A 25,440-nucleotide genomic window follows, 5' to 3' on the forward strand; every position below is an offset into this window, starting at 1 on the left:
CGCTCTACCTCAGCTTCAGGGTGGAGAGGCCGATCAGCGCCAGAATGACGGCGATGATCCAGAACCGGATGACGATGGTCGGCTCCGCCCACCCCTTCTTCTCGAAGTGATGGTGCAGCGGGGCCATGCGGAAAACGCGCTTGCCGGTCAGCTTGAAGGAGGCGACCTGGACAATCACGGAAGCGGTTTCCAGCACGAACAGCCCGCCGATAATGGCGAGCACCAGCTCGTGCTTGGTGACAATGGAAATGGTGCCGAGCGCGCCGCCGAGGGACAGCGAGCCGGTGTCGCCCATGAACACCATGGCCGGCGGGGCGTTGAACCACAGGAAGCCGAGCCCGGCGCCGAGCAGGGCGCCGCAGAACACGGCAAGCTCGCCGGTGCCCGGGACATGGTTGATCTGCAGATAATTGGCAAACACCGTGTTGCCGGTCAGATAGGCGATCAGCGCGAAGCACAGGCAGGCGATCATCACCGGGACGATGGCCAGGCCGTCGAGACCGTCGGTCAGGTTCACGGAGTTGGACGCGCCGACCATGACGAAGATGGCGAAGGGTGCAAAGAACCAGCCGAGATCGATCAGCACATCCTTGAAGAACGGCACGGCGAGGCCATTGGCCAGATTGGCAGGCATGCTGTCCTGGATCATCAGCACGGCGATCACGGAAATGACGATCTGTCCGAGCAGCTTGATCTTGCCGGGAAGGCCCTTGGTGTTGCGCTTGGTCAGCTTCAGGTAATCGTCGGCGAAGCCGAGCAGACCGAAGCCGCCGGTAACCACCAGAACTGCCCAGATGAACCCATTGCTGAGATCGGCCCAGAGCAGGGTGGAAACCGAAAGGGCGATCAGGATCAGCAGGCCGCCCATGGTCGGCGTGCCTTTTTTGGTCAGCAGATGGCTTTCCGGGCCGTCTTCGCGGATCGGCTGGCCCTCGCGTTGCTTGCTGCGCAGCCAGTCGATCAGCCAAGGGCCGAGCACGAAACCGATCAGCAGGGCGGTCATGATCGCGCCGCCTGTCCGGAAGGTGAGATACCGGAACAGGTTGAAGATCTGATAGTCGTCGGAGAGAGGGACGAGCAGGTTGTACAGCATGGTGTGCCCTAGCCTCCGTAAGCCGCGCTGGGCGGCGTTATCTGGTTTGAATCAGCAAGGTCGCGGATGGCGCTGACGATTGGTGCCATGGCCATGCCGAGGGAACCTTTCACGAGGACGACGTCGCCATCGGAAAGCTGATCGGCGACCAGTTCGGCAAGCTCATCCGAGGTGGCGCCATGGCCACCGAACAGCATCGGTGGCAAGTTGCGCCCCATTCGGTCCATCATCGGGCCGACGGTGAAGACGAGATCGGCGGAACCGCAGACTTTTGCCAGCAGATTGAGGTGCAGGAATTCGGACCGTTCGCCGAGCTCCAGCATGTCGCCGAGCACGACGATCCGGCGGCCCTGGCCCTTGGGCTTGGTCATCGAGAGCACTTCGAGGGCGGCGGCCACGGAGGCCGGGCTGGCATTGTAGCTTTCGTCGATCAGCAGCAGGCCCATCTCGCCGAAGGCGATCTCTTCCTGGCGTCCGCGTCCGGCCTTTGCCGTTACATCCCGAATGGCCGTCGCCGCTTTGTTGAGATCCAGGCCCAGTGCATGAATGCAGGCAAGCACGCCGACGGAATTGAAGGCCCAGTGCATGCCGATACCGTCAATCCGGTAGACCAGCTGCTTGCCGTCCACCCGGATGACAATGTTGGAGCCGTCGGGGCCGCATTCGGCACCGATCAGCCGGACGTCCGCGTCTTCGCTGCGGCCGAAGCTGACGATCCGGGCGCCGGCGGCCTCGGCTTTGTCGGCGCAGAAATAGAAATGTGCGTTGTCCCGGTTCAGCACCGCGAGTCCGCTGTCCTTCTCCAGACCTTCGAAGATCTCACTCTTGGCTTCGGCGATCTGTTCCAGGTCGCGGAAATGCCCGATATGGGTTTCCTCGACATTGGTGATGATGGCGAGGTCAGGTCGGACCAGCCGGGTCAGATCTGAAATCTCGCCGAGATGGTTCATGCCGAGTTCAAGCACGGCGTAATCAGCGTCCTTGGGCAGACGGGCCAGGCTGAGCGGCGCCCCGATATGATTGTTCAGGTTACCGGCGCTGGCATGGACCGAGCCGAAGGCGGCAAGTGCCGCCGCCAGGGAATCCTTCGTGCCGGTCTTGCCGACGCTGCCGGTTACGGCGAGCACTTTTGCCGATGCGCGGGCCCGGGCTGCCACGGCGATATCCGTGAGGCCGCCGAGAACGTCTTCAACCTCGAGCAGGGATGCGGTGCTGTCCAGCCCGTCCGGGATGCGGCTGACCAGTGCCGCCGCTGCGCCGGCTTCAAGCGCGGTGTCGACATAGTCATGGCCGTCGACCCGTTCGCCAGGCAGGGCGACGAACAGGCAGCCTGGCGTCACTTTGCGGCTGTCGATAACCAGGTCCGAGATCTCGAAGGCGGGCCCGTGAAGGTTGCCGCGCGTCGCCTTGACCAACTCGTCCGATGTCCAAAGCGAAGCGGTCATCGAACTTCCCCCAGGAGAGTTGATACGACGGCGCGCGCGGCGTCTCTGTCGTCGAAGGGCCGGGTTTCGGTTCCGACGATCTGATAGGTCTCGTGGCCCTTGCCGGCGATGATCAGGGCATCGCCGGGCTGCAGGGCCTTGATGGCAGTGGAAATGGCCGTTGCCCGGTCGCCGATTTCGGTTGCGCCGGGGCAGGCAGCCATGATTTCGGCGCGGATCTTTGCCGGTGCTTCCGTCCGTGGGTTGTCATCCGTCACATAGACATGATCGGCAAGATCGGCGGCGGTCCGGCCCATGATCGGGCGTTTGCCCGTGTCCCTGTCTCCGCCGCAGCCGAACACCAGATGCAACGCGCCGGTAACATGGGGGCGGACTGCCGTCAGCACGGTCTCCAGTGCCTCGGCCTTGTGGGCGTAATCGACGAAAATCGGCGCGCCGTTCGGGTGGCGGACCGCAAGTTCCAGGCGGCCACGCACACCGGCGAGGGCGGGCAGGCAGTCGAAGACCTTCGCAGCATCGACACCGGAGGCGATGACGATCGCGCTCGCGGCCAGGGCGTTCATGGCCTGGAAGGCACCGATCAGGGGCAGCTCGATGGTGCGCTCCTGGTCGGCAAAAGCGATGGTCAGGTGCTGACCGGTAGCGTTCGGCTCCCGCCGGATCAGCCGGAGATTGGCGTCCGGGGCGGTGCCGAAGCGGATGGTCCGCAGGCCGCGCCTGGTCGCAATGTCCGCGATCCCGGCGCTTTCCGGTGCATCGGCATTCAGGACGACCGTACCGTCAGCCTGCAGAACCCGCTCGAAGAGACCGGCTTTCGCTTCCAGATAGGCGGCCATGTCCTTGTGATAGTCGAGATGCTCGTGACTGAGATTGAGGAAGGCCGCGATGCCGACCTTCACGCCATCGAGGCGGAACTGGTCGAGCCCGTGGCTGGAGGCTTCCATGGCGAGATGGTCGATACCGCGATCCGCGAGATTTGCGAGCGCGGCATGGAGCTGCACCGGATCCGGCGTGGTCAGGCCGGGGCCGTCCGTGCCGTCATCGGCGGTGACGCCGAGTGTGCCGAGGCTGGCGCTTTTCTGGCCGAGAGCGGCCCAGATCCGTCGGGTGAATTCAGCCGTGGAGGTCTTGCCGCTGGTGCCGGTGATGGCGGCGACTGTCTCCGGCTGCCTGCCATAGAACCGGGCGGCCATCAGCGCAAGACGGCGGCGCGGGTTGTCGTCGGCGATCAGGGTGATGTCGTCTTCGCCAGCGTCGATGCCGTCTTCCGCAAGCACAGCAATGGCCCCACGGCGTACTGCATCACCGATGAACTTGCGTCCATCGAGCGTGCTGCCGGACAGCGCGGCAAAGAGATAGCCGGGCTGGACCTGACGGCTGTCGGCGGTCAGTCCCGAGACGTCACGCTCCAGCGCGCCCGATGCCAGCAGGGCGGCGGTGCGCGGGTCGTGGCGGATCAGGTCGCCATTTATCAGCTCAGAAAGACGCAAGTGCCTTTTTCCCCTTGGTTTGAGGGATCTTCACCATCAAAGAACGGCGAATTTCAGGCGCTTCTTCGTCTACGGGTGTCACATTCAGCATTGGTGCCGCGCGCTCGACGATGCGTTTGACTGCCGGCGCGGCGACCCAGCCGCCGGTTGCGTATCCGTAGGAGCTCTTGTTGCCTTTCGGCTCGTCCACCATGGCCAGCACGACATACTGCGGGTCGTTCACCGGGAAGGCGGCGACGAAAGAGGAGAGCAGGGCCTTGCGCTGATAACCGCCGCCACGTCCCGGCTTTTCCGCCGTGCCGGTCTTGCCGCCGACCAGATAACCCTTGGCGTTGGCATTCCGTCCGGTGCCCTTTTCGACCACGAGACGAAGCAGGCGGCGCATGGCCTGGGAGGTCTTCTCGGAGACGACCCGCTCGCCGACAAGCATTTCCGTTGTGTCTCTGCGGAGCAAAGTCGCGGGATGGCGAACGCCGCCATTGACGATGCTGGACACGCCGTTCGCCAGCTGGACCGGGCTGACCGCGATACCGTGTCCGAAGGAGATCGTCATGGTGTTGATCGGCCGCCACGGGTTTGGCGACAGCGGACGTCCGCGCTCCGGCAGCTCGATTGCGGAGGTGTCGAGGAAGCCGAGCTTCTTCATGAAGCCCTTCTGCCGCTCGCCGCCAACATCCATGGCCATCTTCACCGACCCGATGTTCGACGAGTACATGAAGATCTCCGGCACGGAGAGCCAGCGGTTCTTGGCATGGTCGTCATTGATGGTGAAGCGCGCGATCCGGATCGGCTTGCTGGCGTCATAGCCGTTGTGCATCGTCGTCGTGCCGTAATCGAGCGCCATCGCGGTGTTAAAGATCTTGAAGGTCGATCCCATCTCGTAAACGCCGAGCGTGGCCCGGTTGAACACCGCGTCGTCAGAGATCTTGTCCCGGCGGTTCGGATCGAAATCCGGCAGCGAGATCATGGCGACGATTTCGGAGGTGTTGACGTCCATGACGATGCCGGCGGCACCGATGCCGTCGAAGGCATCGATCTGGGTCTGCAGTTCCTCGCGCAGGATGTGCTGAATCCGGACGTCTATGGAGAGGCGCAGCGGATCGGAGCCGTCGCGCAGCATGGAGTCGAAGCTCTTCTCGATGCCGGACAGTCCGACATCGTCAAAACCCGCGCGACCGACGATATGGGCGGTCAGCCGGCCCTGCGGATAAATCCGCTTCGACTCGTTCTGGAAATACAGGCCGGGGATGCCGAGTTTGTTGACCGCATATTGCTGGCGTGGCGTCAGGTTACGCTTGATCCAGGTGAAGCGCTTGTTGTCGGAGAACTTGGCAACCAGATCGGCATGGTCCAATTCCGGCAGGACCGTGCGGAGCTTCGCCGCCGACACGGCCGGTTCCATGACGTATTTCGGATCGGCATAGAGCGACGGGACGTTCAGCGTGGTCGCCAGCAACATGCCGTTGCGGTCCACGATGTCGGCGCGCCCGGTCTTGTGGGTCAGGGTGCCGCGTTCCTCGGCGAGCCGGGGCTCTTCCGCCCGCTCGAACACGGAAACGTCGATCACCCGCGCGGCAATCACGCAAAAGGCCAGAGCGAAGACGGAGCCGGCGATCAGCAGGCGGGTGCGGCCCTGTTCAAGGGCCTGTTTGCCGTTGCCCTCGATCTTCAGGGTTTTTTCCGGGGCCGGGATGTCGGTCGTGTCGAGCCGCGTGTGGGTCATCACTGCTCTCCCGCTTTGATCGAGACAGGCCGGATCATCGGCAGGACGATGCCGTTGTCGCCGCTGTTGGCCAGGTGCAGGTCGTCCGGGTCGCTCAGCAGCTGCGGCAGCATGTCGACAGAGGTCAGCTGCAGACGATTGGCTGTCCGGTTTTCACTGAACTCACGGATCAGGTGCTCCAGCCGGTCCGGCCGGTTGAGGTAGCTCCATTCCGCGTTCAGAACCTGAATGGCTTCCTGGTCAGCCAGGATTTCCCGGTGCAGCGCGTTCAGCCGGTCTTCGCGCTCCTGTACCTCATGCTTGATGAGAAAGAGCGAGATCCCGGCGCAGGTGGCGAGCAGCAGCCAGAGGGTCATGGAGCGCCGCATCATGCCGCCTGCCGGTCCCAGGCCGGAGCATCGGTGCGTTCGGCGACGCGCAGGCGGGCGGAACGGGCGCGCGGGTTGCGCCTCTCTTCTTCCTCGCTCGGGCCGATCGGTTTGCGGGTGATCTCGATGAAGGACGGTGCCGGTCCGGTCTGGCCGGTCTCCGGGGTATGGCGCGACGGCCGCGCGGTCTTGCCCGCACGGGTCCGGATGAAGGTCTTTACCCGGCGGTCTTCCAGGCTGTGGAAGGAGACAACGGCAAGGCGCCCACCCGGATGAAGCAACCGCTCGGCTGCTTCAAGGCCGCGGTCAAGCTCACCCAACTCGTCATTCACATAAATACGCAGTGCCTGAAAGGTCCGGGTGGCGGGATCGATGCCTTCCCGACCCTTGATACGGGTGCGCGGCACCACCCCGCGGACAATCTCAGCAAGCTGGGATGTCCGCAGGATGGCGCTGCCTGTCCGTGCCAGGACGATGGCTTTGGCGACACGGCGGGAAAGCCGCTCTTCGCCAAGTTGGTAAATCAGGTTCGCGAGGTTCTCTTCGGTCTCGTTATTCACGACGTCGGCCGCACTCGGTCCGGACTGTTCCATCCGCATGTCGAGCGGGCCGTCCTCGCGGAAGGAGAAGCCGCGCTCGGCCTCGTCGATCTGCGGTGAGGAGACGCCAATATCGAGGGCGATGCCGTCGACCGTCTCGATGCCGGCCTCGCGGACCAGGGTGTCCATGTCGCCGAACCGGCCCTCAAGCAGCATCAGCCGGTCGCCGAAACGTTCCTTCAGCGGGGCACCGCGCTTGATGGCGTCTGGGTCACGGTCAATCGCCACCACCCGGCAGTCCGCCGCTTCGAGGATCGCGGTCGTGTAACCGCCGACGCCGAAGGTGCCGTCGATGAAAGTCTTGCCGGAGGCGATATTCAGGGCGCCGACAACCTCGTCGCGCAGGACCGGGATATGGACCGCGCCACTCACGTGTCTCTCCCGCGTCCGACCATGGGCAGGGTGATGCCCCGGTCGCGGGCCCGCTGGCGCTTTTCGGCCCGGTGCGCTTCGTAGGCGTCCGGCTGCCAGAGCTGGAAGCTCTTGCCGAGGCCGACGAACATGATGGTTTCGGAGATGCCTGCATAGTCGAGCAGGTCCTGTGGCATCATCACCCGGCCATCGCCGTCGATGGTGAGTTGCCGCGCGTCGGCCAGAATGGTCTGGAGATCTTCGGCTTCTTCGGAGAAGGCATCGAGCCGGTCGATGGAGTCGACCATTTCCTGAATGCGCTCGTCGCCGCAGCCGTCGATGCAGGGATGTTTGAAGGACGGGTAGAGGATCAGACCCGAGGAAGCCTGCCGCTCGAGAACGCTGCGAAACGATGCCGGAACGGACACGCGTCCCTTCCGGTCGACCTTGTTCGCAAATGTGGACAGAAAAACTGCCACGACTTCCCCCGTTCTCGACCGGCACCCCACCCGCTGGACTGCCGTTCCACCTGCACAACACCGGACCCTCCATTGGCCTGGCGTCTGCCCCTGTCCGGTCCGTTTGACCCGCCGCGATGGAGTGGGCATGGGTCTGGTACGGTCCCGTATGGGATTACATGGGATACCATGGGTTAAAGTGGAGTGCAATGGGAATGAAGTGGGAAAACCGCGCAACTCCGGGGTTTTTCTAAGGTTTTCGAACTAATTCAAAACAAAGCTTCAGAACTCGCGGATGCGCGGAGGGTTTTTGGTTAATGTGCGAGCATCGGGCGACTTGAAACCGCCGAAAAATCTTAATGTTCGTGATTTGTTCTCATTGATTTAGACTTGCGCGCATTGTGCGAAAACCCGCAATGCAGGCTCCGGATGAAGTGAAGCGCCGGTTTGGAAGCCGGGGAGGAATAAACGATCAGGCGGTCTATAAGCCGGGTTCTGTCCAGCATCCGAAGATGCCTGTATGGCCATTCCTCTGGGACGATCGTTGCCGACCGCCTCGCGCGACCTACCCGGATGACGATGCGAAAACTCACCTGTCGCCACCTTGCGGCGCGACCGGCCATCCCTATTTGGTCTTGCTCCCGGTGGGGTTTACCATGCCGCGTCCGTTGCCGTCCGCGCGGTGCGCTCTTACCGCACCCTTTCACCCTTACCCGTCGGCCGAAGCGGACGGGCGGTTTGCTTTCTGTGGCACTTTCCCTAGGGTCGCCCCCGCCGGGCGTTACCCGGCACCGTGTCTCCGTGGAGCCCGGACTTTCCTCCAGCGGCTTGCGCCGCCAGCGGCCATCCAACCGCCTGATCGGCGCAACAGATAGAGCCGGGGAGAGGGGCGGTCAAGAAATGCCGTCGCCGAGGCGAAAATAGTGTCGGTTCCGGGGGATAGCGCCGGGCGGTGTATTCCTAGAATGGCCGGCATTGATTCAGACGGCGCGGGGCGCATACCTTGAGCCGGATCGCCGTACACTCTCCACTGAAAGCCCGAGGTCTTCGCCATGTCCGCCAGCAGTCAGTCCGCCGCCGAAGCGCTTGTGCAGCGTTATTATGAGGCCTTCAATGCCGGCGACGTGCCGGCAATGCTGGCCTGCCTCTCCGACGATGTGGCCCACGATGTCAACCAGGGCGGGCGGCGCAACGGCAAGGCGCTGTTCGAGGAATTCTGCGGCCATATGGAGCGTTGCTACAAAGAGCAACTGACTGACATCGTGGTGATGCCATCCGCCGATGGCCGCCGGGTCGCGGCGGAATTCACGGTCAATGGCACCTATCTCTCTGATGACGAGGGCCTGCCCCCGGCAACCGGGCAGACCTACACTCTGCCAGCGGGGACCTTCTTCGATATCGCGGATGGCAAGATCACGCGAGTGACCACCCATTACAATCTCCAGGACTGGATCGCACAGGTGACCGGGAAGGCGGCATGAGTATCGCGCTGTCTGTTCTGACCCCCGGAAGCCCAGGCTTTGCGGAAGCAGTGGAGCAGGTCGCGGCGCTGCGCATCGCCGTGTTCCGGGAATGGCCCTATCTCTATGACGGAACACTGGAATTCGAGCGCTGGTACATCGCTAAGCTTTCGGAAGCCGAGGGGGCGATCATTGTCGCCGCAAAGGACGGCGATGCCGTTATCGGTGTCTCCACGGGGATGCCGCTGCTTTCCGAGCATGAGGAGCTGATCGGTCCTTTCAGCGAGTTCGGTTTCGAGCCGGCCGAGGTTTTCTACGGTGCGGAAACTGTCACGCTGCCGGAATACCGGGGCCGTGGCCTCTACCGGGAATTTCTGGAACGTCGCCGCGAGCATGCGAGGCGGCTTGGCGGGTTTCGCTGGGAGACGTTCTGCGGCGTCGTCCGGCCCGCCGATCATCCGCTCCGGGACCATGCGGCCCGTCCGGTGGAGGCGGTCTGGGAGCGGCTCGGCTACCGGCGCATCGAGGGCCTGACGACGGGCTTCAGCTGGAAAGACGTGAACGAGGACGAGAAGAGCGAAAAACTGATGCAGTTCTGGGTCCGGGAACTCTGATGAGCAGGGTCCGCAAGTTCACGGTCGCCTCCGCCCAATACGGCATCGGCAGACCGAAGAACTTCGATGATTATGCGCTCCGCATCACTGCGAAGGCGGAAGAGGCAGCGCATGGCGGAGCGTCGTTACTGATGTTCCCGGAATATGGCGCGATGGAGCTGGCGTCGCTCTTCGGCGAGAAGGTCGAGGCGGATTTGCAGAGGCAGATTGGCGCGCTCGACGAGCTGGCGCCGCAAGTGGACGCGCTGCATCAGGATCTCGCGGCAGCACACGGCCTGCATATTCTCGCCGCGTCCCTGCCGGTGCGGGTGCCGGGCTGGGAGCTGCCGGTGAACCGGGCCCGCCTGTTCGCGCCGAACGGACGGCACGGGCATCAGGACAAGATTATCATGACCCGCTTCGAGCGGGAGGAATGGGCAGTCGGCGGCGGGGACGGGCTGTCCGTCTTCGAAACCGATCTCGGCTGTATCGGTGTTGCCATCTGTTACGACTGCGAGTTTCCGTTGCTGGTCCGTACCATGGTGGAGGCCGGGGCCGAGCTGATCCTGATCCCGAGCTGCACGGACACCCTGCGCGGCCATGGCCGGGTCCGTGTCGGCGCCATGGCCCGGGCGTTGGAAAGCCAGTGTTACGCCGTCGTCAGCCCGACCGTCGGCAAGGCGCCCTGGTCACCATCCGTCGATATCAATCGCGGCGTCGCCGGCGTCTACGGCCCGCCCGATATCGGCTTCCCGGAAACAGGCATTGTCGCCGAAGGCCGGTTCGACGAGGACATGCTGCTCTTCGCCGAGATAAATCTCGACCTGGTGACCGAAGCGCGGCATGCCGGACAGGTGCTGAACCACCAGCACTGGGTCGAGCAACCCGGCGCCGACCTCTGGCCAATCCCGCCGGTGCGGACGATGGATTTGTTGTCTCCCTTTCAATGAAGCCAATAGGGCCTAGAACCGGTCCGGTGCCTCATCCCGTAATCTAGGTAGCAAAGGCTTCAGGCGCAGTCTGCGTTGGAGCAGCCAGCAAGGAATCCACCAGTATACATTCGATTGGGTGGATCCCCGTGGCTCCGACTTGAGCTGCTAGCTTCTCGACCTAAAGCGCGTCTACCGCAGAGGTGCGGATCTTTGGCCAGGTCTCCTTGGCTCCGGCCAGGACCGCCTCTTTGTTTTCGAGGTATTTTTGGAAGATCACCTCGTTGACGAACAGATAGAGCTTGCCATCGACGATGTCGGCATAGCGGACGTCTCCGTCCAGCTTTTTGCCGAGCGACACGCCAAGTGCGCAAAAGCCTCCGTACTGCGGCAGAAAGGCCTGCGGACCGCTCTTGAAACGATCTCGTGTCTTGGCTGAGGCGAAGTAGTAGTCGACGCCGTCATGCGCGGCCGTGAAATCGGCCGAACCGAGTCTCGCTGCCTCTCCGCCGAATAGAGACGTTGGATCGATGCCGTGGACACCTAGCGGGTTGCCGGTCAGCGTCAGGCCGTTCGAGACGTTGTATTCGTCTGCCGCATACGCCGCTGACGCGTAGAGTGCCAGGCCATAGAAGATTGTTGCGGCTGTGGCGTAGACCAGGACCGTTTGTCTCCGAATCATCTTACTGTTCCTTCTTGTGATCGTTTCTGGAAGTGCTTGTGCAGGGGAAGGGCTGGCGCCGGAGGGATCGGCGCCAGCATGGTTTAGCTGCCGTTGGTCATCCGCTTGACGGCGTCATCCGTCCACCAGACAGCGTTCGCCACCATTCGGAAGTTGATGATGGCGGCGAGGTAGCCGTCTCCTTCCGGAACTTTTGCGCCCGCTGTCGCATCGCGGACGACGGCGACTTCGTAGCCAAGTTCGAGAAGGTCATAGAGGTGCGCTTGAGTGCAGAGGTTCGCCGACATACCGGCAAGGATCACCTTGTCGATCCGGCGCTTGCGCAGCTGAAGATTGAGGTCGTTCTGCGCCGGGCTATACACCTTGTGCGGCGAGCAGACGATCGTCTCGCCATCTTCGATGTATTTCTTGTACTGGGGCATCCAGTCGGCGCCGGATCCGTCGAAGTTTTCCAGGTTCAGCGGGCCGAGCCGGTCAAACATCCCGATCGAGTGCATGGTCTTTTCCAGCGTGCCCTCGAATTGCCACTTGTGATCATGCGGGTAGTAGTAGTGAGGGGAGATGAACACCGGTATGCCAGCCGACTTCGCGGCGATGAACAGGCGCTCGATGTTATCGACCGTTCCCTGTTCGGTGACGCTTTCGCCGACGACCCCCCAGGTGACGCCTTTTTCCGAGAGGAAATCGATCTGAGGGTCCGTCACGACAAGGGCGGTTCGACCTGGTTCGATGGTCATATCGATCTGGGGTAGGCCTGGATTCTCCGGATCGGCGTAGGTGGCGCGTGCCTGCTCGGTGGCTGCCAATGCGGTGCTGCTGGCGCCGACGGCACCGACAACAGTAGCTCCTGCGGCGCCGGCCAACAGACGGCGACGTGCCAAATCGACATGTTCATGGGTGATGTCGCAGCCACAGTTGTGATCGTGCTTGCTGTTCATATCTGAACTCCTTGTTTGTGATCTGGCCAGGGAGGCAGCACACCGCACCGGCCGGCTGAAGAAACCGGCGGTTGTCGCCGGACAAACCCATCCCGTTCACGGGCGAGGTTCGTCCGCGGCGGATTGGGAGATCGATATTTCTGGTAGGCCGTTGCTGCGCGGCCGGATCTGAAGTCTTGGCTAGAGTCTCAGTGTCGTGAGCCCGGCGTGGTCTTGGGGTCGTGGCCCTTGCTGCCACCTGAACAGCCGCTGGGACTCGCTGATCGGCAGCTCATTTATGGATGCGATCCGTTGCCGCATCAGTCCATCGGGTGCGAACTCCCAGTTCTCATTGCCATAGGCCCGGAACCAGAAACCACTGTCGTCGCGATACTCGTAGGCGAAGCGGACCGCGATGCGGTTGCCTTGGAACGCCCATAATTCCTTGATGAGACGGTAGTCCAACTCGCGCGACCATTTCCGCGTCAGGAACTCTACAATTCGGTCTCGCCCCTCGAAGGTTTCTGCCCGGTTTCGCCATCGGCTATCTGGCGTATAGGCAAGCGCCACCTGCTCTGGAGATTGTCCGTTCCAGGCATCTTCGGCCTTCCGCACCTTTAATGCGGCCGTCTCCTCGTCGAATGGGGGAAAGGGTGGGCGGCTCATTGATTGCCTCCTGTTACACGCTGAAAAAAGATGTTCCGTCAGGCGGCATTTGCGTCGACGGCCGGAAAGTCGATCGGCGTGCCGAACGCTTCGTTGAGGTAGTTGGTCAGCGTGTTCAGGGCGACATGCGCCACGATTTCAACGAGCTCGCCGTCGCTGTATCCCGCGGTTCGGACAGCCGATACGTCGTCGTCGCTCACATGACCGCGCTGGTTAACCAGAGCCACGGCGAAACGAATTGCCGCATCGGCTTTCGGGTCGCTGGAGGATCCTGCGCGGTTTGCGGCGATCTCCGCATCATCGAGTTTGGCGAGGTTCTTGGCGAGATAGGTATGGGCCGAGAGGCAATAGGCGCAGCCGTTGATCTGGGCCACGGCAAGCGCGATCCGCTCCCGCGTCTGAGGCTTGAGCGCTCCTTTCGCGAGGGCACCGTTGAGGCCCAGAAAGCCTTCGAGGGAGGCCGGGCTGTTAGCGGTCAAGCGGAAGAGGTTCGGAACGCTGCCAAGCATCTTTTCCACTCCTTGCAGGAAGGGCTGTGCAGCGGCGGGGGCGTCGTCGATCGAGGCGGGAAACTGAAGTCGGGTCATCATTGGCTCCTTGGACATACGCAAGTGCGCGTCGTTTCGATGATTGCAGATATACAGACAGGTCTGTCTATTATCAAGATAAATTTTTTTGAGAAGATTCTTAGAATCTCTTGCAGAGGTGATCATAGGTGCACAAATTAGACAGACCTGTCTGGTAAAGCGCTGTACTTTGGGAAGGAGCCAATATAGTGACTTCGCGCCGCGATGACCTGATCGATACTGCCCTGCGACTGTTCTATACCCAGGGCTTCCACGCCACCGGGATCGATAAGGTCTTGGCCGAATCCGGAGTGGCCAAGATGACGCTCTACAAACATTTCAAGTCGAAGGACGAACTGATCCTGGCGGTTCTAAACCGCCGAGACGAGCAGTTCCGCAATTGGCTGATGGGGGAGATGGAGAAGGTCTCATCCAATCCTCGCGAGCGCCTGATTGCCATGTTCGACGCTCTTGAAATCTGGTTCCGAGGGCGTGCTTTTAAGGGGCTTGGCTTCTCAGGCTGCGCCTTCATCAATGCTTCAAGTGAATTCGGCGATCAGGAGCACCCGGCCCATCGCATATCGAGTGAGCATAAGCGGCGTATTGTCGATTATCTGACGAAGGTTTGCGCTGATGCGGGTGCCCGAAATCCATCGGAGCTGGCCGAGCAACTTGCCCTTCTAAAGGAAGGCGCGATCGTCACTGCTCATGTCCGTGGCATATCGGAGGCCGCCCGTACCGCAAAAACGATAGCGGAAGGATTGATCGCTGCGGCTCTCGGCGGCGAACCATCAGCCGAGAAGTAGGTGTGCCCATTTCTGCTGACCGTCACTTAGTCTGCAGTCTGTTTATATCTTCTAACCTGAGCTCCAAAAGTTTCATCTTTTTCATGGAGAGTCCGTCCTCTGAGAGGAGATGGATTTAGGTCGAAAGCAGCCGTTCGCTCCAGTCATCTAACAGCACGCAATCCAAACGAAGCCTCCACCCGCTGGCCTCTTCAACGCCCTCCTTGTCCCGAATGACAACACGGCTATAACAATCTGGTATTACTCCAGCATCAGGACAGCACCATGAGCATACGTGTCGGCATTGTCGGGATCAGCGGGTTTGGCGGGGGCGAGGCGTTGCGCCTGATCGCGGCGCATCCGTCTTTCGAGCTGGTCTATGCTGCGGGCGAGAGCACGGCCGGGAGCCGGTTGGTGGAGCGCTTTCCCGGTGTGCCGACCAAGCTGGCCGGGTTGGTGATCGAGAAGTGGGATCCGGCAAATCTGCCGAAGCTCGATGTGCTGTTCGCGTCGCTGCCCACGGGCGCCTCGGCCGAGGCGCTGGCGCGGGTTTCCAAGGACGTGAAGATTGTCGATATCGGCGGCGATCATCGCCATGTCGAGGGCTGGGCCTATGGTCTGGCCGATGTCTGGCCCGAGAAGGTCGAGGGGCAGACCCGCGTCGCCAATCCCGGCTGCTTCCCGGCGGCCACGCTCAATGCGCTCGCGCCGCTGCTGGCCAACAAGCTGATCGAGTCCGGCAGTATCGTGGTGGACGCGAAGACCGGCATCTCCGGCGCAGGCCGGGGCGGCGGTGACAACAAGTTCGGCTATGCCGAGAGCAACGAGAATCTGGTGCCTTACGGTCTGCTCAAGCATGTCCATATGCCCGAGATGGCCCGAACGATCGAGATGCTGAGTGGCGGCAGTGCGGACGGGCTCGTTTTCACGCCGCATCTGGTACCGATGACCCGGGGCGTCCTCGTCACCATCTATTGCCGCGGCAGTGCCACCACAAACCAGTGCCTGGACGCGGCCCGGCGTTTCTATGACGGGCGTGCATTCGTCCGCGTGACCGACACGCCGCCACAGACCAAATGGGCGACCGGCTCGAACCTTTCATTCGTCAGCTATGCGGCCGATCCGGAACGCAATCTGGTGATCGCGATGGGTGTGGTCGACAATCTCGGCAAGGGCGCGGCGGGGCAGGCAGTGCAGAACGCGAACCTGATCTGCGGCCTGCCGGAGGTCGCGGGGCTGGACGGCGCACCTCTCTGGCCGTGAGCTATCTGGTTCCATCGCACGTTTCGCGGGCGCCCTCTGTCGAACAAGGGTTCTAGGCGGCTGTCCGGCTCTGGCTGAGCGCTCGATTTGCTTCCCGATCCGGACGCGCCATCCCGCTAGCTGAAATCCGGCAATCTATCCATTGAGCCCGGCATTGAATGTCGGCACGCTACCGCCCGTGCGCATGTTCATGCGCTTTGCGTGACGCAGGTCCGGGCCTTCGGGCCGTGGTCAGGTACAGGGGGAACTAGCGATGACACTCAGGCAGAGAGCCATGTCGGGCGAACCGGTGCTCGGCGCCATGATTTTCGAGTTCTTCAGCCCCGGGATACCCCAGATCCTGTCGCATGCGGGCTGCGAATACGTGCTCTATGACATGGAGCATACCGGGATCGGGCTTGAGACGCTGAAGGACCAGGTTTCCTTTTGCAGAGGTCTGCCGATTGTCCCGATGTGCCGCGTTCCGCGCGGGGAATACCAGTTCCTCGCCCGGGCACTCGATATCGGCATGAAGGGATTGATGATCCCGATGGTCGAGAGCACCGAAGAGGCGAGAGGCATCGTCGAGGCCACGCGCTACCCGCCGGTCGGACGGCGCGGCGCCGCCTTCGGATTCGCCCATGACGATTATTCGGACGGCAATCCGGCGGACAAGATCGCGAAGGCGAATGCCGAAATCACGGTGATCGCGCAGATCGAGACGGAACATGGTCTGGCGCATGTCGACGAGATCGCGGCGGTGGACGGCATCGATGTGCTCTGGCTCGGCCATTTTGATCTCGCCAATTTCCTCGGCATCCCTGGCGAGTTCGGAAATCCCGTCTTTATCGATGCGGTCAAGACGGTGGTCGCGGCGGCCAAAAGGCACGGCAAGGGACTGGGTTTCATGCCGGCCAGCGGGGCCATCGCCAAGGAATACAAGGATTACGGATTCAACATGCTTGGTGTCGGAACGGATCAGGGCCTGCTGATGCAGGGCGTCCGGTCCGTGCTGAAAGACGTGGAGGGGGCCTGATGGCATTCAGGATCGGCACGACGCGGGATCTGCTGACCGCATCCGGCAAGCCGGCATTCAACGAGGCGGCATTCGAGGAACTCCGGGGCAATCCGGACATCGAGTGGGAGTGGATCCCGGAAGATGTCTCCGAGATCACGCCGGAGATTGCCGCGCGGTATGACGGCCTGCATGTGAACCTGCCGCTGGTCACCGCCGCATCGGTCTCTCGCGACGACTGCAAGGTGAAGATCATCGCGCGGAACGGCGTTGGTTTCGACACGGTGGATGTGGGCGCCTGTGCCGCCCGCGGGATCACGGTTACGAACACGCCGTTCGCGATCCGGCGGCCGGTCGCCGTTGCGGCGCTGACGCTGATTTTTGCGCTCTCCGGGAAACTCTTCACCAAGGACCGGATCGTCCGCGAAGGCCGCTGGAACGATCGCGTCGAGCACATGGGGATCGGCCTTACCGGCCGGAGGCTTGGGCTGATCGGCGCCGGCGGTATCGGCCAGGAGCTGATCCCGCTCGCCCGGCCATTCTTCCGGGAGGTGCTGGTCAATGATCCTTACGTCGATGCAGATCTGTATGCCCGGTTGGGTGCGGAAAAACGTTCATTCGAAGAGACGATCACGGAAGCGGACTTTGTCGTTGTCGCCTGTCCGCTGAACGACGAGACCCGTCATCTGATGAATGCGGAGGCCTTCGGGAAAATGAAGCCGACCGCCTGTTTCATCAATGTTGCCCGCGGACCGATCCATGACGAAGCGGCCCTCTGCGAGGCGCTCCGGTCCGGACAGATCGCCGCCGCGGGGCTCGATGTGACGGAGGTCGAGCCGATCTCGCCAGACAGCCCGCTTCTCACCATGACGAACACCATCGTCACGCCGCATGCGCTGTGCTGGACGGATGAATGTTTCGAGGACATTGCCCGGACAGCGCTGCGATCGATTGTGGATGTCTCGCTCGGACGGAACCCGGTCCACCCGGTTTCTCTCGGTCACTAGCGCCGGGTTGCGCCCGTGCCGGCCGGCGGGTCGCTCGCCATCGGGCGGTTGCGCTGGCGCTCGCGCAGGAAGACGAACAGGCCGGAGGCCATGATCAGGAAGATGCCGATCATCACTTCAAGGCCCGGCAGATATCCCCAGATGGCCCAACTCCAGAACACGGCGAGCAGCAGGCCTGTATATTCGAACGGTGCAATCGTCGCGGCGTCGGCGGCGCGATAGGCGGCGGAGAGGCAGTAGGCGACGGCGGCCGAATTGAAGCCCAGCCCGATGAAAAGCCACAAATCGGTTCCTTCGGGCCAGACCCAGGCGCGGAGCAGGAAGATCAGGCTTTCGTTGTCGCTTCCTTCCGCGAAACGGCCGTCACCGGCAAAGATCCAGAACAGGCCTGCGACGATCAGGAACATCAGCTGGATATAAACCGCGAGCGCGGAGGGTTTGCTGCTCATGCCGAGCTTGCGGGTCATGATCTGCATGCCGGCATAGGTTATGGCCGCAATCACGGGCAGCACGAGCACAAGACGGCTGACGCCGAGATCGTCCGGACTGGCCCAGGGACGCTGCATGATCATCACGCCAATGAAGCCGACCAGCACAGCGCCGAGACGGAACGGCCCGACCTTCTCGCCGAGGATCGGGATGGACAGCAGGGTAATGAACAGGGGGGCGGCGAAGAAAAGCGCGGTCGCATCGGCCAGAGGCAGCACTGCGAGCGCGGCGAAAAAGGACATGTTTGCGGTGACGACGAGCAGGCCGCGCAAGGCGTGCAATCCCGGCCTCCGGGTTTTCAGAATGCTCCAGCCACCCTCGAACTGAACGATCACCAGACTGAAGGCAATACCGATCGCCGACCGGGTAAACACCATCTGATGCAATGGGTAGCCGCCGGAGAGTTCCTTGATCAGCATGTCATTGATGGAGATCGCAAGCATTCCGGCCAGAATGAGGGCAATCCCGAAGGTCGGGCGGTTGATGGCTGTCGCGGATGTATCGGTCATATGCCGGACACTAGGCCTTAAAAAACATCGTGTCTTGTCCCGACGCGCCGTCTCTTTCCGGGGCGTGTGGCGCAAGCGGGACAGTTCCGAGAGATCGGGCGTTCAGTGTCAGCCGTGGCTGTTTTTCAGGTATCCGGCTGCGGCGTCAGGCGTGCGGCCAGGTGCCGTTCCCGGAAGAAAACGGCAAGGCCGCCGGCAACGATCAGAACAATCCCGAACGCGACTTCGGGGCCTGGGGCTTCGCCCCAGATCACCCAGCCCCAGAACACGGCCATCATCAGGCCTGTATATTCAAAGGGAGCCAGGGTTCCGGCATCTGCCATCCGGTAGGCTGCCGAAATGCAGTAACTGGCAACGGCGATGTTCCCTCCGAGGGCAAGGAAACGCCAGATATCCGGCGCTTCGGGCCAGACCCAGGGCCGAAGTAGAAATAGCAGGCTCGGATTCTCCAGTCCGGCAGCGAACTTGCCATCTCCGGCAATCGCGCCGACAGCAATCGAAACCACGACGAAAACGGCCTGGATATATACCGCCATCGCCGAAGCCTTTGAGACCAGGCCGAGGCGCCGGGTCATGACCTGTTGCAGGGCGTAGGCACTGGCCGCAACCAGTGGCAACAGGAGGACAATCCGGCTGACGCCGAGGTTGCCCGCATCGGCCCAGGGGCGTTGCATGATCATCACGCCGGCGAAACCGATGAGAACCGCGCCCAGTCTGACCGGTCCAATCCGCTCGCCGAGCACCGGTACAGAAAACAGGGTGATCAGGAGCGGGGCCGCGAAAAAGATTGCGGTCGCTTCGCCGAGCGGAACCACGGCGATGGCCGCGAAGAAGCAGGAATTGGCAATGACGATCAACAGGCCCCGGAGGAAGTGAAGGCCGGGCTGGCGGGTTTTCAGTATGGCCCAGCCGCCCTCGAAGCGGACGAAGACGAGACAGAGAGCAAGGCCGATCAGAGCGCGTGTGAAGATCACCTGATGTAGCGGATAGTTGCCAGACAGGCTCTTGACTAGGGCATCGTTGATCGACATCGAAATCATCGCTGCAAGGACCAAGGCGATGCCTGCGGCTGGCTTGTTAAGGTGCGCCGTATGGGTCATTCACCAGCCTAGAAAAACAATTGCCAAAGCAGCGGCAGCAGGATCGCCGTGGCGAGCGCGTTCAATCCCATTGCGAGGCCGGAGAAGGCGCCTGCGATCTCGCTTACCTGCATGGCCCGGGCGGTGCCGATGCCATGTGCTGCGATGCCGATGGCGAAGCCGCGCGCAGCCCAGTCCTTGAAGCGGAACAGGTCAAGCATCAGCGGGCCGATCATGGCGCCGAGAATGCCGGTCAGAATGACGAAGACAGCGGTGAGAGAGGGCAGGCCGCCGAGTTTCTCACTGATGCCCATGGCAACCGGCGTGGTCACGGATTTTGGCGCAATGGAAATCAGGGTCGCCTCGGAGATACCGAAGGCCCAGCCAATGGCGACGGCGCTGCCGGTCGCGACCAGGGAGCCGAAAATCACGCTGAGCAGGATCGGGACCAGGTCTTTACGAATGCGGGAGACTTGCCGGTAAAGAGGCAGGGCGAGGGCGACCGTGGCAGGGCCGAGCAGGAAATGCACGAACTGTGCGCCTTCGAAATAAACCAGATAGGGAGTCTCGGTCACGACCAGTATCGCCACTAGGACGATGACCGCGATCAGCACCGGGTTGACCAGCGGGTGCATGCCAAGCCGTTCGTAGAGTTTCTGCCCGCCGAGATAGGCAAGTAGCGTGAGGAACAGATGCAGTAGAGGGCTTGCCGACAGGTAAACCCAGATGTCGCTGAAGTCGCCTTCCATCAGCTGTCTCCCCCGACGCTATCCTGACCCACTCGGGTAAATTTCTTCAGGCCAACCATGAGCAGAGCGGTAAGCACGACAGTGATGGCGGTACTGCCGATCAGTGCGGCGGTAACACCGATCCATTCACGCTCGATCAGGCTCAGATGAAGCATCACCCCGACGCCGGCTGGGATGAACAGTAGGGACAGATTGCGGAGCAATGTGTCGGACACGGCGGCGACCGGCGCGGGCACCTTGCCGTGGATCATCAGGCCCGTGAACAGGATAACCATGCCGACGACAGGGCCGGGCAGGGGCCAGCCGGTGGCGGCAATGAATAATTCTCCCAGCAGCTGACAGCCGAGCAGCAGGGTAATGGCACCGATCATGGGAATCTCCGGAGGCAAGGACACTCTGGACTCTAGCGCCGGTCTCCGGTGGTTAACAACAGACTCTCGGAGAGGGCAGGGTCAAGCTGCCGCGGCCAGTTCGCCGGTTTCCATCATGACACAGCGCACACGCTCGATCCCGGCGAAGAGGCAGGCGGCAAAACGGTGGTTGCCGTCGCACAGCCGCCCGTTTCGGATAATGATGCTCATCCGCTTCCGGTCGCCGTGGCGGACCAGCCAGGCGACGCGCGCGGCATGATCTTCGGCTTTCATCGGGGTGTTCGGGTCACGATTGTCGTCGGGAGCGATCAGCCGTTCTTCGGCCAGCGCGCGCTGGATATCCGCGTCGGTAATGCGGCGCTCGCTTCCGGCCCAATAAGGATAATCCTCAAGGCCGCACTCCGTCGCCACATCAAGTAAATCGCGCTCTACCAAGCGAATGCTCATCGCCGGTCTCCCTGCCACATCGTCGGTTTCTCATCCGGCGACGGGCAAGCGCTGCTCCGGGAAGAGCAAAGGCCGTTTGCGGGGTGTCGCAAACGGCCAATCGGCCCGTTTAATTGCCGCCCCCCGTATGGGTGACGGAGACGCTGCCAGCAATTGCGTTTTATGCATGGGGCGCATGCAGTTTTCGCATAGGAAAAGGCGAAATTTAACTTGCTATTTCAGTGGGCTGCATCGTTTTTGGGTAAGTTTTTCGTGGGCGGTAAAAAATAGTCTATGAGCGACAAGTTGGGCACGGGAAAGGCACAGCGTCAGGCGCTCAGTCCCACTTATATGCGCCGTCCTTGTCGCTGTCCCGCGCATCCACCCATTCGGCACCTTTGTCTTCTTCTTCGAGCTTCCACGTTAGGGCCCTGATTTTCGGTCAGTCGAACTGGAAATGGCAGGCATAGAAGGCGATTCCGTTAACTCGTTTTGACGTCTCCAGGCCGACGGACAACGTGTCTGCCGCGACTATCGGACAATCATGGCTTTCAGGCGATCAAGCCCGAGAACGGCTAGTCCGGCTAAAAGCCCCCAGAACGCGGACCCAATACCGAACAGGCCAATCCCGGAAACTGTAACGACGAAGGTCACGGCGGCGGCAAATCGATGGCGTTCTTCCGCCAGACCGTTGCCGATCGCTCCCACGAACGGGCCGAGAAGCGCGAGCCCGGCTATCGTCAGGATCAGCGCTTCGGGGAAGCTGGTGAACACAGCCACGACCGATGCGCCGAAGATGGCGAGGAAGCCGTAACCGAGTGCATAAAACGGTCCGCAGAGCCATCGTTTGGATGGATCGGGATGGGCGTCCGGTCCTGTGCAGATCGAGGCAGTGATTGCTGCAAGATTGGATGTGTGGGCGCCGAGCGGGGCGGTCAGGAGCGAGGCGAGGCCGGTCACCGTCAGGATGGAGCGCATCGGCGCGTGATATCCGGCGGCGCGCAGAACAGCTGCACCGGGAAGGTTCTGCGACGCCATGGTCACAAGGTATAGCGGGACCCCGACCCCGATCAGCACCGCGGGATCAAAGGTCGGATGGATCAACGTGAACTCCGAAAGGCCGAGTGCAGGAATTGAACCGATCATCCCCAGACCCTGCGCCAACATGATGCCGCCAATGAGCACCAGCAAGACTGCCCATGCCGGCGAGACCAGCCGGAGAACCATGAAGCCCCCGACCAGAGGCAGGACGAGTGCTGGGCTCCCCTGAAGTGCCCCGAATATTTCGAGCACAAAGGTAAAGAGAACGCCTGCCAGCATGGAGGATGCGATCGCTGACGGAAGTTTCTCGACAAGTGCGCCAAGGGAGCGGAAAGCGGCAGTGGCCAGGACAAGAGCTGCGGCAACGAGGAAGGCACCAACCGCGCTGCTCATGTTTACACCGTTCGTCGCCGCAATCAGCGCGGCCCCTGGCGTCGACCAGGCCGTGACGACAGGCAGCCGGTGGCGAACGCTCAGGAAACCGGACGTCGCCATCATGGCGAGGCATAGGCCTCCGATCCAGGAGGCGGTCTCAAGTTCCGTGGCGCCAACGGCTTTTGTTGCCGCCAGAACGACCGCGACCGATCCGCCGAAGCCGACAACAACCGCGACGAATGCGGAAATGACGATTGAGGAGCGCATGTGGATCTCTTTTGGATGCAAAAATAAAAATTGGATACAAAAAGAGATTTTGTCAATTATTCAAACGCGCTAGGTTTAATTATGAGTAACGTGGAAAAAGTAACCGAAATGCATGGCCGGGTGTTGAGGCGACGCGGCGGGACCGTGGCGGACATCGTTTCCGGGCTCCGTCATGAGATTATTTCAGGCCGATTGTCGCCGGGCAGTCCGTTGCGTCAGGAGCATCTGGCAGAGCGTTTCAAGGCCAGCCGGATGCCGGTACGTGACGCCCTGAGGCTTCTGGAAGGCGAGGGGTTCGTCCAGCTCGACCCGAGCCGGGGCGCCAGAGTGACTCCGATCTCCGTAGATGACGTTCAAGAGATATTCGAGATGCGGGTTGCCGCGGAGAGCCTGGCGCTCAGGATCGCATTGCCGGAATTGAGCAATTCGCAAATTGATCGGGCGGCGGCAGTTCAGGATCGCATCGAGCGCGCGCCTGCATCGGAATATGGCATGCTGAATGCGGCATTTCACAAGACGCTCTATGCTCCGGCTGCGCGCCCTCGGCTCCTAAGCCACATCGACATGCTGGGCCAGGCGGCGAACAGGTATCTGAGCATGACGATCGCCACGCTGGATTATGCGAGCCGCTCGAATGCCGAGCACCATGACTTGCTCCTTGCCTGCAGAAAACGAGACGAAGATAGCGCCGTGTCCTGCCTCGTGATGCACATTGAAACTGCGGGGAAGGCTATGGTCTCGAGTTTGGAGGCGTCCTAGGGGCTAGGTGTTCGCCTTGTCCCATTTCGCAGTTGCGTCGGCGTCGCTTTCCCGTGCATCGACCCAGGCTGCGCCGCTGTCTTTTTCTTCGAGTTTCCAGAACGGCGCCTTGGTTTTGAGCCAGTCGATCAGGAAATGGCAGGCTTCGAAGGCGGCTTCCCGGTGCGGAGAGGCACAGGCGACCAAGACGATTTGTTCGCCCGGTTCCATCCGGCCGTAGCGGTGAATGATCAGGCTGGCTTCGAGCGACCAGCGCTTGTTGGCCTCCGCCTCGATCTGTTCCAGCATCTTCTCCGTCATGCCGGGATAATGCTCCAGCGTCATGGCGCCGACCTGCTCGCCATCGGCCATGTCTCGGACCAGCCCGACGAAGCTGGTGATGCCGCCGATATTGTGGTTCCCGGCACTGAGCGCGGAGAGTTCGGTGGCGAGATCGAAATCCTGCTTCTGCACCCGGATCACGGCATCAGCCCCCCGTCACCGGCGGGAAGAAGGCGACTTCGTCATTGCCGCCGACCGCCGCGTCGAGTTCAACGAATTCCTGGTTCACGGCAGCCCGCACCACTTTCATGTCGGAGAACGCGTCCTCGAAGCCGGGGCCTCGGGTTTTCAGCCAGGCCACTAGGCCGGCAACGTCGGTCACTGTCTCGGGCGGAGAGACATCTTCTTCTCCGATGCCGGTCTTGCCGCGCATCCAGGCGAAATACAAAATCTTCACAGGCCAACCTCGCTGAAGGGCAGGTAGTCGACAATATCTCCGGCTGTAACGCCGGTGCAGTCTTCCGGCAGCTCGACAAGCCCGTCGGCCGCCACCATTGAGGAGAGTATCCCGGCCCCCTCCCGGTCGAACTTAACGGCTTCGAGATCGCCCGCGCCGGTGAGCTTCAGGGTGACGCGGACATATTCGCGCCGATCCTGCTTCTTCTTGTAACCGAAGGCGGCTCGGACGGGAAACAGTGCCGGGTCCTTATCCATGGCTCCGGCGAGCCGTTGGATCAATGGCCGCGCAACCCGGAGGAACGTCACCATCACGGCAACGGGATTTCCGGGCAGGCCAATAAAAGGCACCTTGCCGATCTGGCCAAGCGCAACCGGCCGCCCCGGCTTGATGGCGAGGCGCCAGAAATGCAGGGAGCCCAGAGCTTCGACAGCGCTCCGCACATGATCCTCGCCACCGGTGGAAACGCCACCCGTCGTCAAAATCATGTCGGCTTTTCCTGCCGCACCTTCAAGCCCGCCGCGAATGGTGTCCAGCCTGTCGGGCAGGATGCCCATGTCGATCACCGTGCATCCGAGGCCGCGCAGCAGGGCAGAGACGGTGTGCCGGTTGGAATCGAAGATAGTGCCGTCGGGGGCGTCCGTCCCGGGATCGCGCACCTCGTCGCCGGTCGAGAAAATCGCCACGCGCAGGGGCTTGCAAACGCTGAGTTCTGTCCGTCCGACGGCGGCGGCAAGCCCGATATCCTGTGGCCGCAGACGAATGCCGGCATCCAAGATCCGGGCGCCTTGCTTCACGTCTTCACCGGCAAAGCGGCGGTTTGCCCCGCGCTTGATACCGTTCGGGATAACGACGCGCTCACCGGAGACGCGGCAGTCTTCCTGCATCAGTACCGTATCGGGGGATGTTCCGTCCGGGCCGGTCGGCATCGGTGCGCCGGTATAGATCTTTGTGGCCGTGCCGCGTCTCTGCGGGCCGTCCAGAGGATGCCCAGCCGCGATGGTGGCGGTAACCGGCAGCACTGTATCCGCCCCTTCGGCCAGATCGTCGAAATAGACGGCGAAACCATCCACGGCTGAATTGTCGTGCGGCGGCACGGACCGGCCGGCGATGACGTCGGTTGCCAGCACGCGTCCGAGGGCATCGGCGAGCGGTACGGTTTCCGGCTCAACCACCGGGACCAGAATCTCGCGAAACCGGGCAAGCGCGTCTGCGACCGGGATCAGCTTCCCGCCAAAGGCGAAGCAGTCATCTGTCAGTTGCGACAT

28 protein-coding genes and 1 other RNA gene are annotated in these 25,440 nt (G+C 62.0%); 8 read left to right on the top strand and 21 right to left on the bottom strand.

Annotated features, from left to right (window positions below; translation table 11 throughout):
• Positions 1 to 4: 4 nt before the first annotated feature.
• From mraY to rnpB, 8 genes are all read right to left on the bottom strand, one after another.
• A complete protein-coding gene (gene mraY / locus VOI22_RS00560) occupies positions 5 to 1,093 on the bottom strand; it encodes a phospho-N-acetylmuramoyl-pentapeptide-transferase (protein ID WP_323794657.1) in 1,089 nt (362 codons plus the stop codon).
• Positions 1,094 to 1,101: 8 nt separating this feature from the next.
• Positions 1,102 to 2,538 carry a UDP-N-acetylmuramoyl-tripeptide--D-alanyl-D-alanine ligase gene (locus VOI22_RS00565; RefSeq protein ID WP_323794658.1) on the bottom strand — a complete coding sequence of 479 codons (1,437 nt, stop codon included), beginning with the start codon at positions 2,536 to 2,538 and terminating at the stop codon, positions 1,102 to 1,104.
• Positions 2,535 to 4,028 carry a UDP-N-acetylmuramoyl-L-alanyl-D-glutamate--2,6-diaminopimelate ligase gene (locus VOI22_RS00570; protein ID WP_323794659.1) on the bottom strand — a complete coding sequence of 498 codons (1,494 nt, stop codon included), beginning with the start codon at positions 4,026 to 4,028 and terminating at the stop codon, positions 2,535 to 2,537. The genes VOI22_RS00565 and VOI22_RS00570 overlap by 4 nt, the downstream gene beginning before the upstream one ends.
• The gene (locus tag VOI22_RS00575; protein WP_323794660.1) at positions 4,015 to 5,751 is read right to left on the bottom strand and encodes a penicillin-binding protein 2; all 1,737 of its coding nucleotides are present in this window, start codon (positions 5,749 to 5,751) and stop codon (positions 4,015 to 4,017) included. The genes VOI22_RS00570 and VOI22_RS00575 overlap by 14 nt, the downstream gene beginning before the upstream one ends.
• Positions 5,751 to 6,122: a cell division protein FtsL gene (gene ftsL / locus VOI22_RS00580; RefSeq protein ID WP_323794661.1), complete on the bottom strand. Its 372-nt coding sequence runs from the start codon at positions 6,120 to 6,122 to the stop codon at positions 5,751 to 5,753. Before ftsL ends, VOI22_RS00575 begins: the two co-directional genes overlap by 1 nt.
• The gene (gene rsmH, locus VOI22_RS00585) at positions 6,119 to 7,090 is read right to left on the bottom strand and encodes a 16S rRNA (cytosine(1402)-N(4))-methyltransferase RsmH (protein WP_323794662.1); all 972 of its coding nucleotides are present in this window, start codon (positions 7,088 to 7,090) and stop codon (positions 6,119 to 6,121) included. The genes ftsL and rsmH overlap by 4 nt, the downstream gene beginning before the upstream one ends.
• Positions 7,087 to 7,548: a division/cell wall cluster transcriptional repressor MraZ gene (gene mraZ / locus VOI22_RS00590; RefSeq protein ID WP_323794663.1), complete on the bottom strand. Its 462-nt coding sequence runs from the start codon at positions 7,546 to 7,548 to the stop codon at positions 7,087 to 7,089. Before mraZ ends, rsmH begins: the two co-directional genes overlap by 4 nt.
• Before the next feature lie 447 nt (positions 7,549 to 7,995).
• Positions 7,996 to 8,386: RNase P RNA component class A (gene rnpB / locus VOI22_RS00595), an RNA gene on the bottom strand.
• Between the two features lie 193 nt (positions 8,387 to 8,579).
• On the opposite strand from rnpB, the gene VOI22_RS00600 reads away from it, so the two are divergent.
• The 3 genes from VOI22_RS00600 to VOI22_RS00610 are packed head-to-tail and all read left to right on the top strand — an operon-like array spanning position 8,580 to position 10,530.
• Positions 8,580 to 9,008 (top strand): ketosteroid isomerase-related protein, encoded by a 429-nt coding sequence (locus tag VOI22_RS00600; protein WP_323794664.1) that lies wholly within the window; start codon positions 8,580 to 8,582, stop codon positions 9,006 to 9,008.
• Positions 9,005 to 9,601 (top strand): GNAT family N-acetyltransferase, encoded by a 597-nt coding sequence (locus VOI22_RS00605; protein WP_323794665.1) that lies wholly within the window; start codon positions 9,005 to 9,007, stop codon positions 9,599 to 9,601. Before VOI22_RS00600 ends, VOI22_RS00605 begins: the two co-directional genes overlap by 4 nt.
• Positions 9,601 to 10,530 (top strand): carbon-nitrogen hydrolase family protein, encoded by a 930-nt coding sequence (locus VOI22_RS00610; RefSeq protein WP_323794666.1) that lies wholly within the window; start codon positions 9,601 to 9,603, stop codon positions 10,528 to 10,530. The genes VOI22_RS00605 and VOI22_RS00610 overlap by 1 nt, the downstream gene beginning before the upstream one ends.
• A 160-nt stretch (positions 10,531 to 10,690) precedes the next feature.
• On the opposite strand, the gene VOI22_RS00615 is transcribed toward VOI22_RS00610, so the two are convergent.
• From VOI22_RS00615 to VOI22_RS00630, 4 genes are all read right to left on the bottom strand, one after another.
• On the bottom strand, positions 10,691 to 11,191 hold the full coding sequence (locus tag VOI22_RS00615) for a YHS domain-containing (seleno)protein (RefSeq protein WP_323794667.1): 501 nt from the start codon (positions 11,189 to 11,191) through the stop codon (positions 10,691 to 10,693).
• An 83-nt stretch (positions 11,192 to 11,274) separates the two neighbouring features.
• Positions 11,275 to 12,129 carry a cysteine hydrolase gene (locus tag VOI22_RS00620; RefSeq protein WP_323794668.1) on the bottom strand — a complete coding sequence of 285 codons (855 nt, stop codon included), beginning with the start codon at positions 12,127 to 12,129 and terminating at the stop codon, positions 11,275 to 11,277.
• Positions 12,130 to 12,309: 180 nt separating this feature from the next.
• On the bottom strand, positions 12,310 to 12,774 hold the full coding sequence (locus VOI22_RS00625; protein ID WP_323794669.1) for a nuclear transport factor 2 family protein: 465 nt from the start codon (positions 12,772 to 12,774) through the stop codon (positions 12,310 to 12,312).
• Between the two features lie 38 nt (positions 12,775 to 12,812).
• Complete coding sequence (locus VOI22_RS00630; RefSeq protein WP_323794670.1) at positions 12,813 to 13,361, bottom strand: carboxymuconolactone decarboxylase family protein; 549 nt, start codon at positions 13,359 to 13,361, stop codon at positions 12,813 to 12,815.
• Positions 13,362 to 13,549: 188 nt separating this feature from the next.
• Here VOI22_RS00630 and VOI22_RS00635 point away from each other — a divergent pair, with 188 nt between their 5' ends.
• The 4 genes from VOI22_RS00635 to VOI22_RS00650 all read left to right on the top strand — a co-directional run bounded on the left by VOI22_RS00635 (position 13,550) and on the right by VOI22_RS00650 (position 17,389).
• Positions 13,550 to 14,146, top strand: coding sequence for a TetR/AcrR family transcriptional regulator (locus VOI22_RS00635; RefSeq protein WP_323794671.1), 597 nt, complete (start codon positions 13,550 to 13,552; stop codon positions 14,144 to 14,146).
• 264 nt (positions 14,147 to 14,410) lie between these two features.
• On the top strand, positions 14,411 to 15,388 hold the full coding sequence (gene argC / locus VOI22_RS00640) for an N-acetyl-gamma-glutamyl-phosphate reductase (RefSeq protein ID WP_323794672.1): 978 nt from the start codon (positions 14,411 to 14,413) through the stop codon (positions 15,386 to 15,388).
• Between the two features lie 274 nt (positions 15,389 to 15,662).
• Positions 15,663 to 16,403 (top strand): HpcH/HpaI aldolase family protein, encoded by a 741-nt coding sequence (locus VOI22_RS00645; protein WP_323794673.1) that lies wholly within the window; start codon positions 15,663 to 15,665, stop codon positions 16,401 to 16,403.
• Positions 16,403 to 17,389, top strand: a complete 987-nt coding sequence (locus tag VOI22_RS00650) for a 2-hydroxyacid dehydrogenase (RefSeq protein ID WP_323794674.1) — start codon at positions 16,403 to 16,405, stop codon at positions 17,387 to 17,389. Before VOI22_RS00645 ends, VOI22_RS00650 begins: the two co-directional genes overlap by 1 nt.
• Here VOI22_RS00650 and VOI22_RS00655 read toward each other — a convergent pair.
• From VOI22_RS00655 to VOI22_RS00680, 6 genes are all read right to left on the bottom strand, one after another.
• Positions 17,386 to 18,387, bottom strand: coding sequence for a DMT family transporter (locus tag VOI22_RS00655; protein WP_323794675.1), 1,002 nt, complete (start codon positions 18,385 to 18,387; stop codon positions 17,386 to 17,388). The two genes, VOI22_RS00650 and VOI22_RS00655, sit on opposite strands and share 4 nt — an antisense overlap.
• A gap of 125 nt (positions 18,388 to 18,512) precedes the next feature.
• Positions 18,513 to 19,487, bottom strand: a complete 975-nt coding sequence (locus tag VOI22_RS00660; protein ID WP_323794676.1) for a DMT family transporter — start codon at positions 19,485 to 19,487, stop codon at positions 18,513 to 18,515.
• A gap of 8 nt (positions 19,488 to 19,495) precedes the next feature.
• On the bottom strand, positions 19,496 to 20,215 hold the full coding sequence (locus VOI22_RS00665; RefSeq protein WP_323794677.1) for an LrgB family protein: 720 nt from the start codon (positions 20,213 to 20,215) through the stop codon (positions 19,496 to 19,498).
• Positions 20,215 to 20,586, bottom strand: a complete 372-nt coding sequence (locus VOI22_RS00670; RefSeq protein WP_323794678.1) for a CidA/LrgA family protein — start codon at positions 20,584 to 20,586, stop codon at positions 20,215 to 20,217. Before VOI22_RS00670 ends, VOI22_RS00665 begins: the two co-directional genes overlap by 1 nt.
• Before the next feature lie 81 nt (positions 20,587 to 20,667).
• Positions 20,668 to 21,033 carry a hypothetical protein gene (locus tag VOI22_RS00675; protein WP_323794679.1) on the bottom strand — a complete coding sequence of 122 codons (366 nt, stop codon included), beginning with the start codon at positions 21,031 to 21,033 and terminating at the stop codon, positions 20,668 to 20,670.
• A 510-nt stretch (positions 21,034 to 21,543) separates the two neighbouring features.
• Positions 21,544 to 22,695 carry a benzoate/H(+) symporter BenE family transporter gene (locus VOI22_RS00680; RefSeq protein ID WP_323794680.1) on the bottom strand — a complete coding sequence of 384 codons (1,152 nt, stop codon included), beginning with the start codon at positions 22,693 to 22,695 and terminating at the stop codon, positions 21,544 to 21,546.
• Positions 22,696 to 22,776: 81 nt separating this feature from the next.
• Between VOI22_RS00680 and VOI22_RS00685 the strand changes: the two genes are divergently transcribed.
• Positions 22,777 to 23,454 (top strand): GntR family transcriptional regulator, encoded by a 678-nt coding sequence (locus VOI22_RS00685; RefSeq protein WP_323794681.1) that lies wholly within the window; start codon positions 22,777 to 22,779, stop codon positions 23,452 to 23,454.
• A 3-nt stretch (positions 23,455 to 23,457) separates the two neighbouring features.
• On the opposite strand, the gene VOI22_RS00690 is transcribed toward VOI22_RS00685, so the two are convergent.
• The 3 genes from VOI22_RS00690 to glp are packed head-to-tail and all read right to left on the bottom strand — an operon-like array spanning position 23,458 to position 25,440.
• The gene (locus VOI22_RS00690; protein WP_323794682.1) at positions 23,458 to 23,916 is read right to left on the bottom strand and encodes a molybdenum cofactor biosynthesis protein MoaE; all 459 of its coding nucleotides are present in this window, start codon (positions 23,914 to 23,916) and stop codon (positions 23,458 to 23,460) included.
• 4 nt (positions 23,917 to 23,920) lie between these two features.
• Positions 23,921 to 24,172: a molybdopterin converting factor subunit 1 gene (gene moaD / locus VOI22_RS00695; protein ID WP_323794683.1), complete on the bottom strand. Its 252-nt coding sequence runs from the start codon at positions 24,170 to 24,172 to the stop codon at positions 23,921 to 23,923.
• Positions 24,169 to 25,440 carry a gephyrin-like molybdotransferase Glp gene (gene glp, locus VOI22_RS00700; RefSeq protein WP_323794684.1) on the bottom strand — a complete coding sequence of 424 codons (1,272 nt, stop codon included), beginning with the start codon at positions 25,438 to 25,440 and terminating at the stop codon, positions 24,169 to 24,171. Before glp ends, moaD begins: the two co-directional genes overlap by 4 nt.

Source organism: Nisaea sp. (assembly GCF_034670185.1).
GTDB lineage: Bacteria > Pseudomonadota > Alphaproteobacteria > Thalassobaculales > Thalassobaculaceae > Nisaea.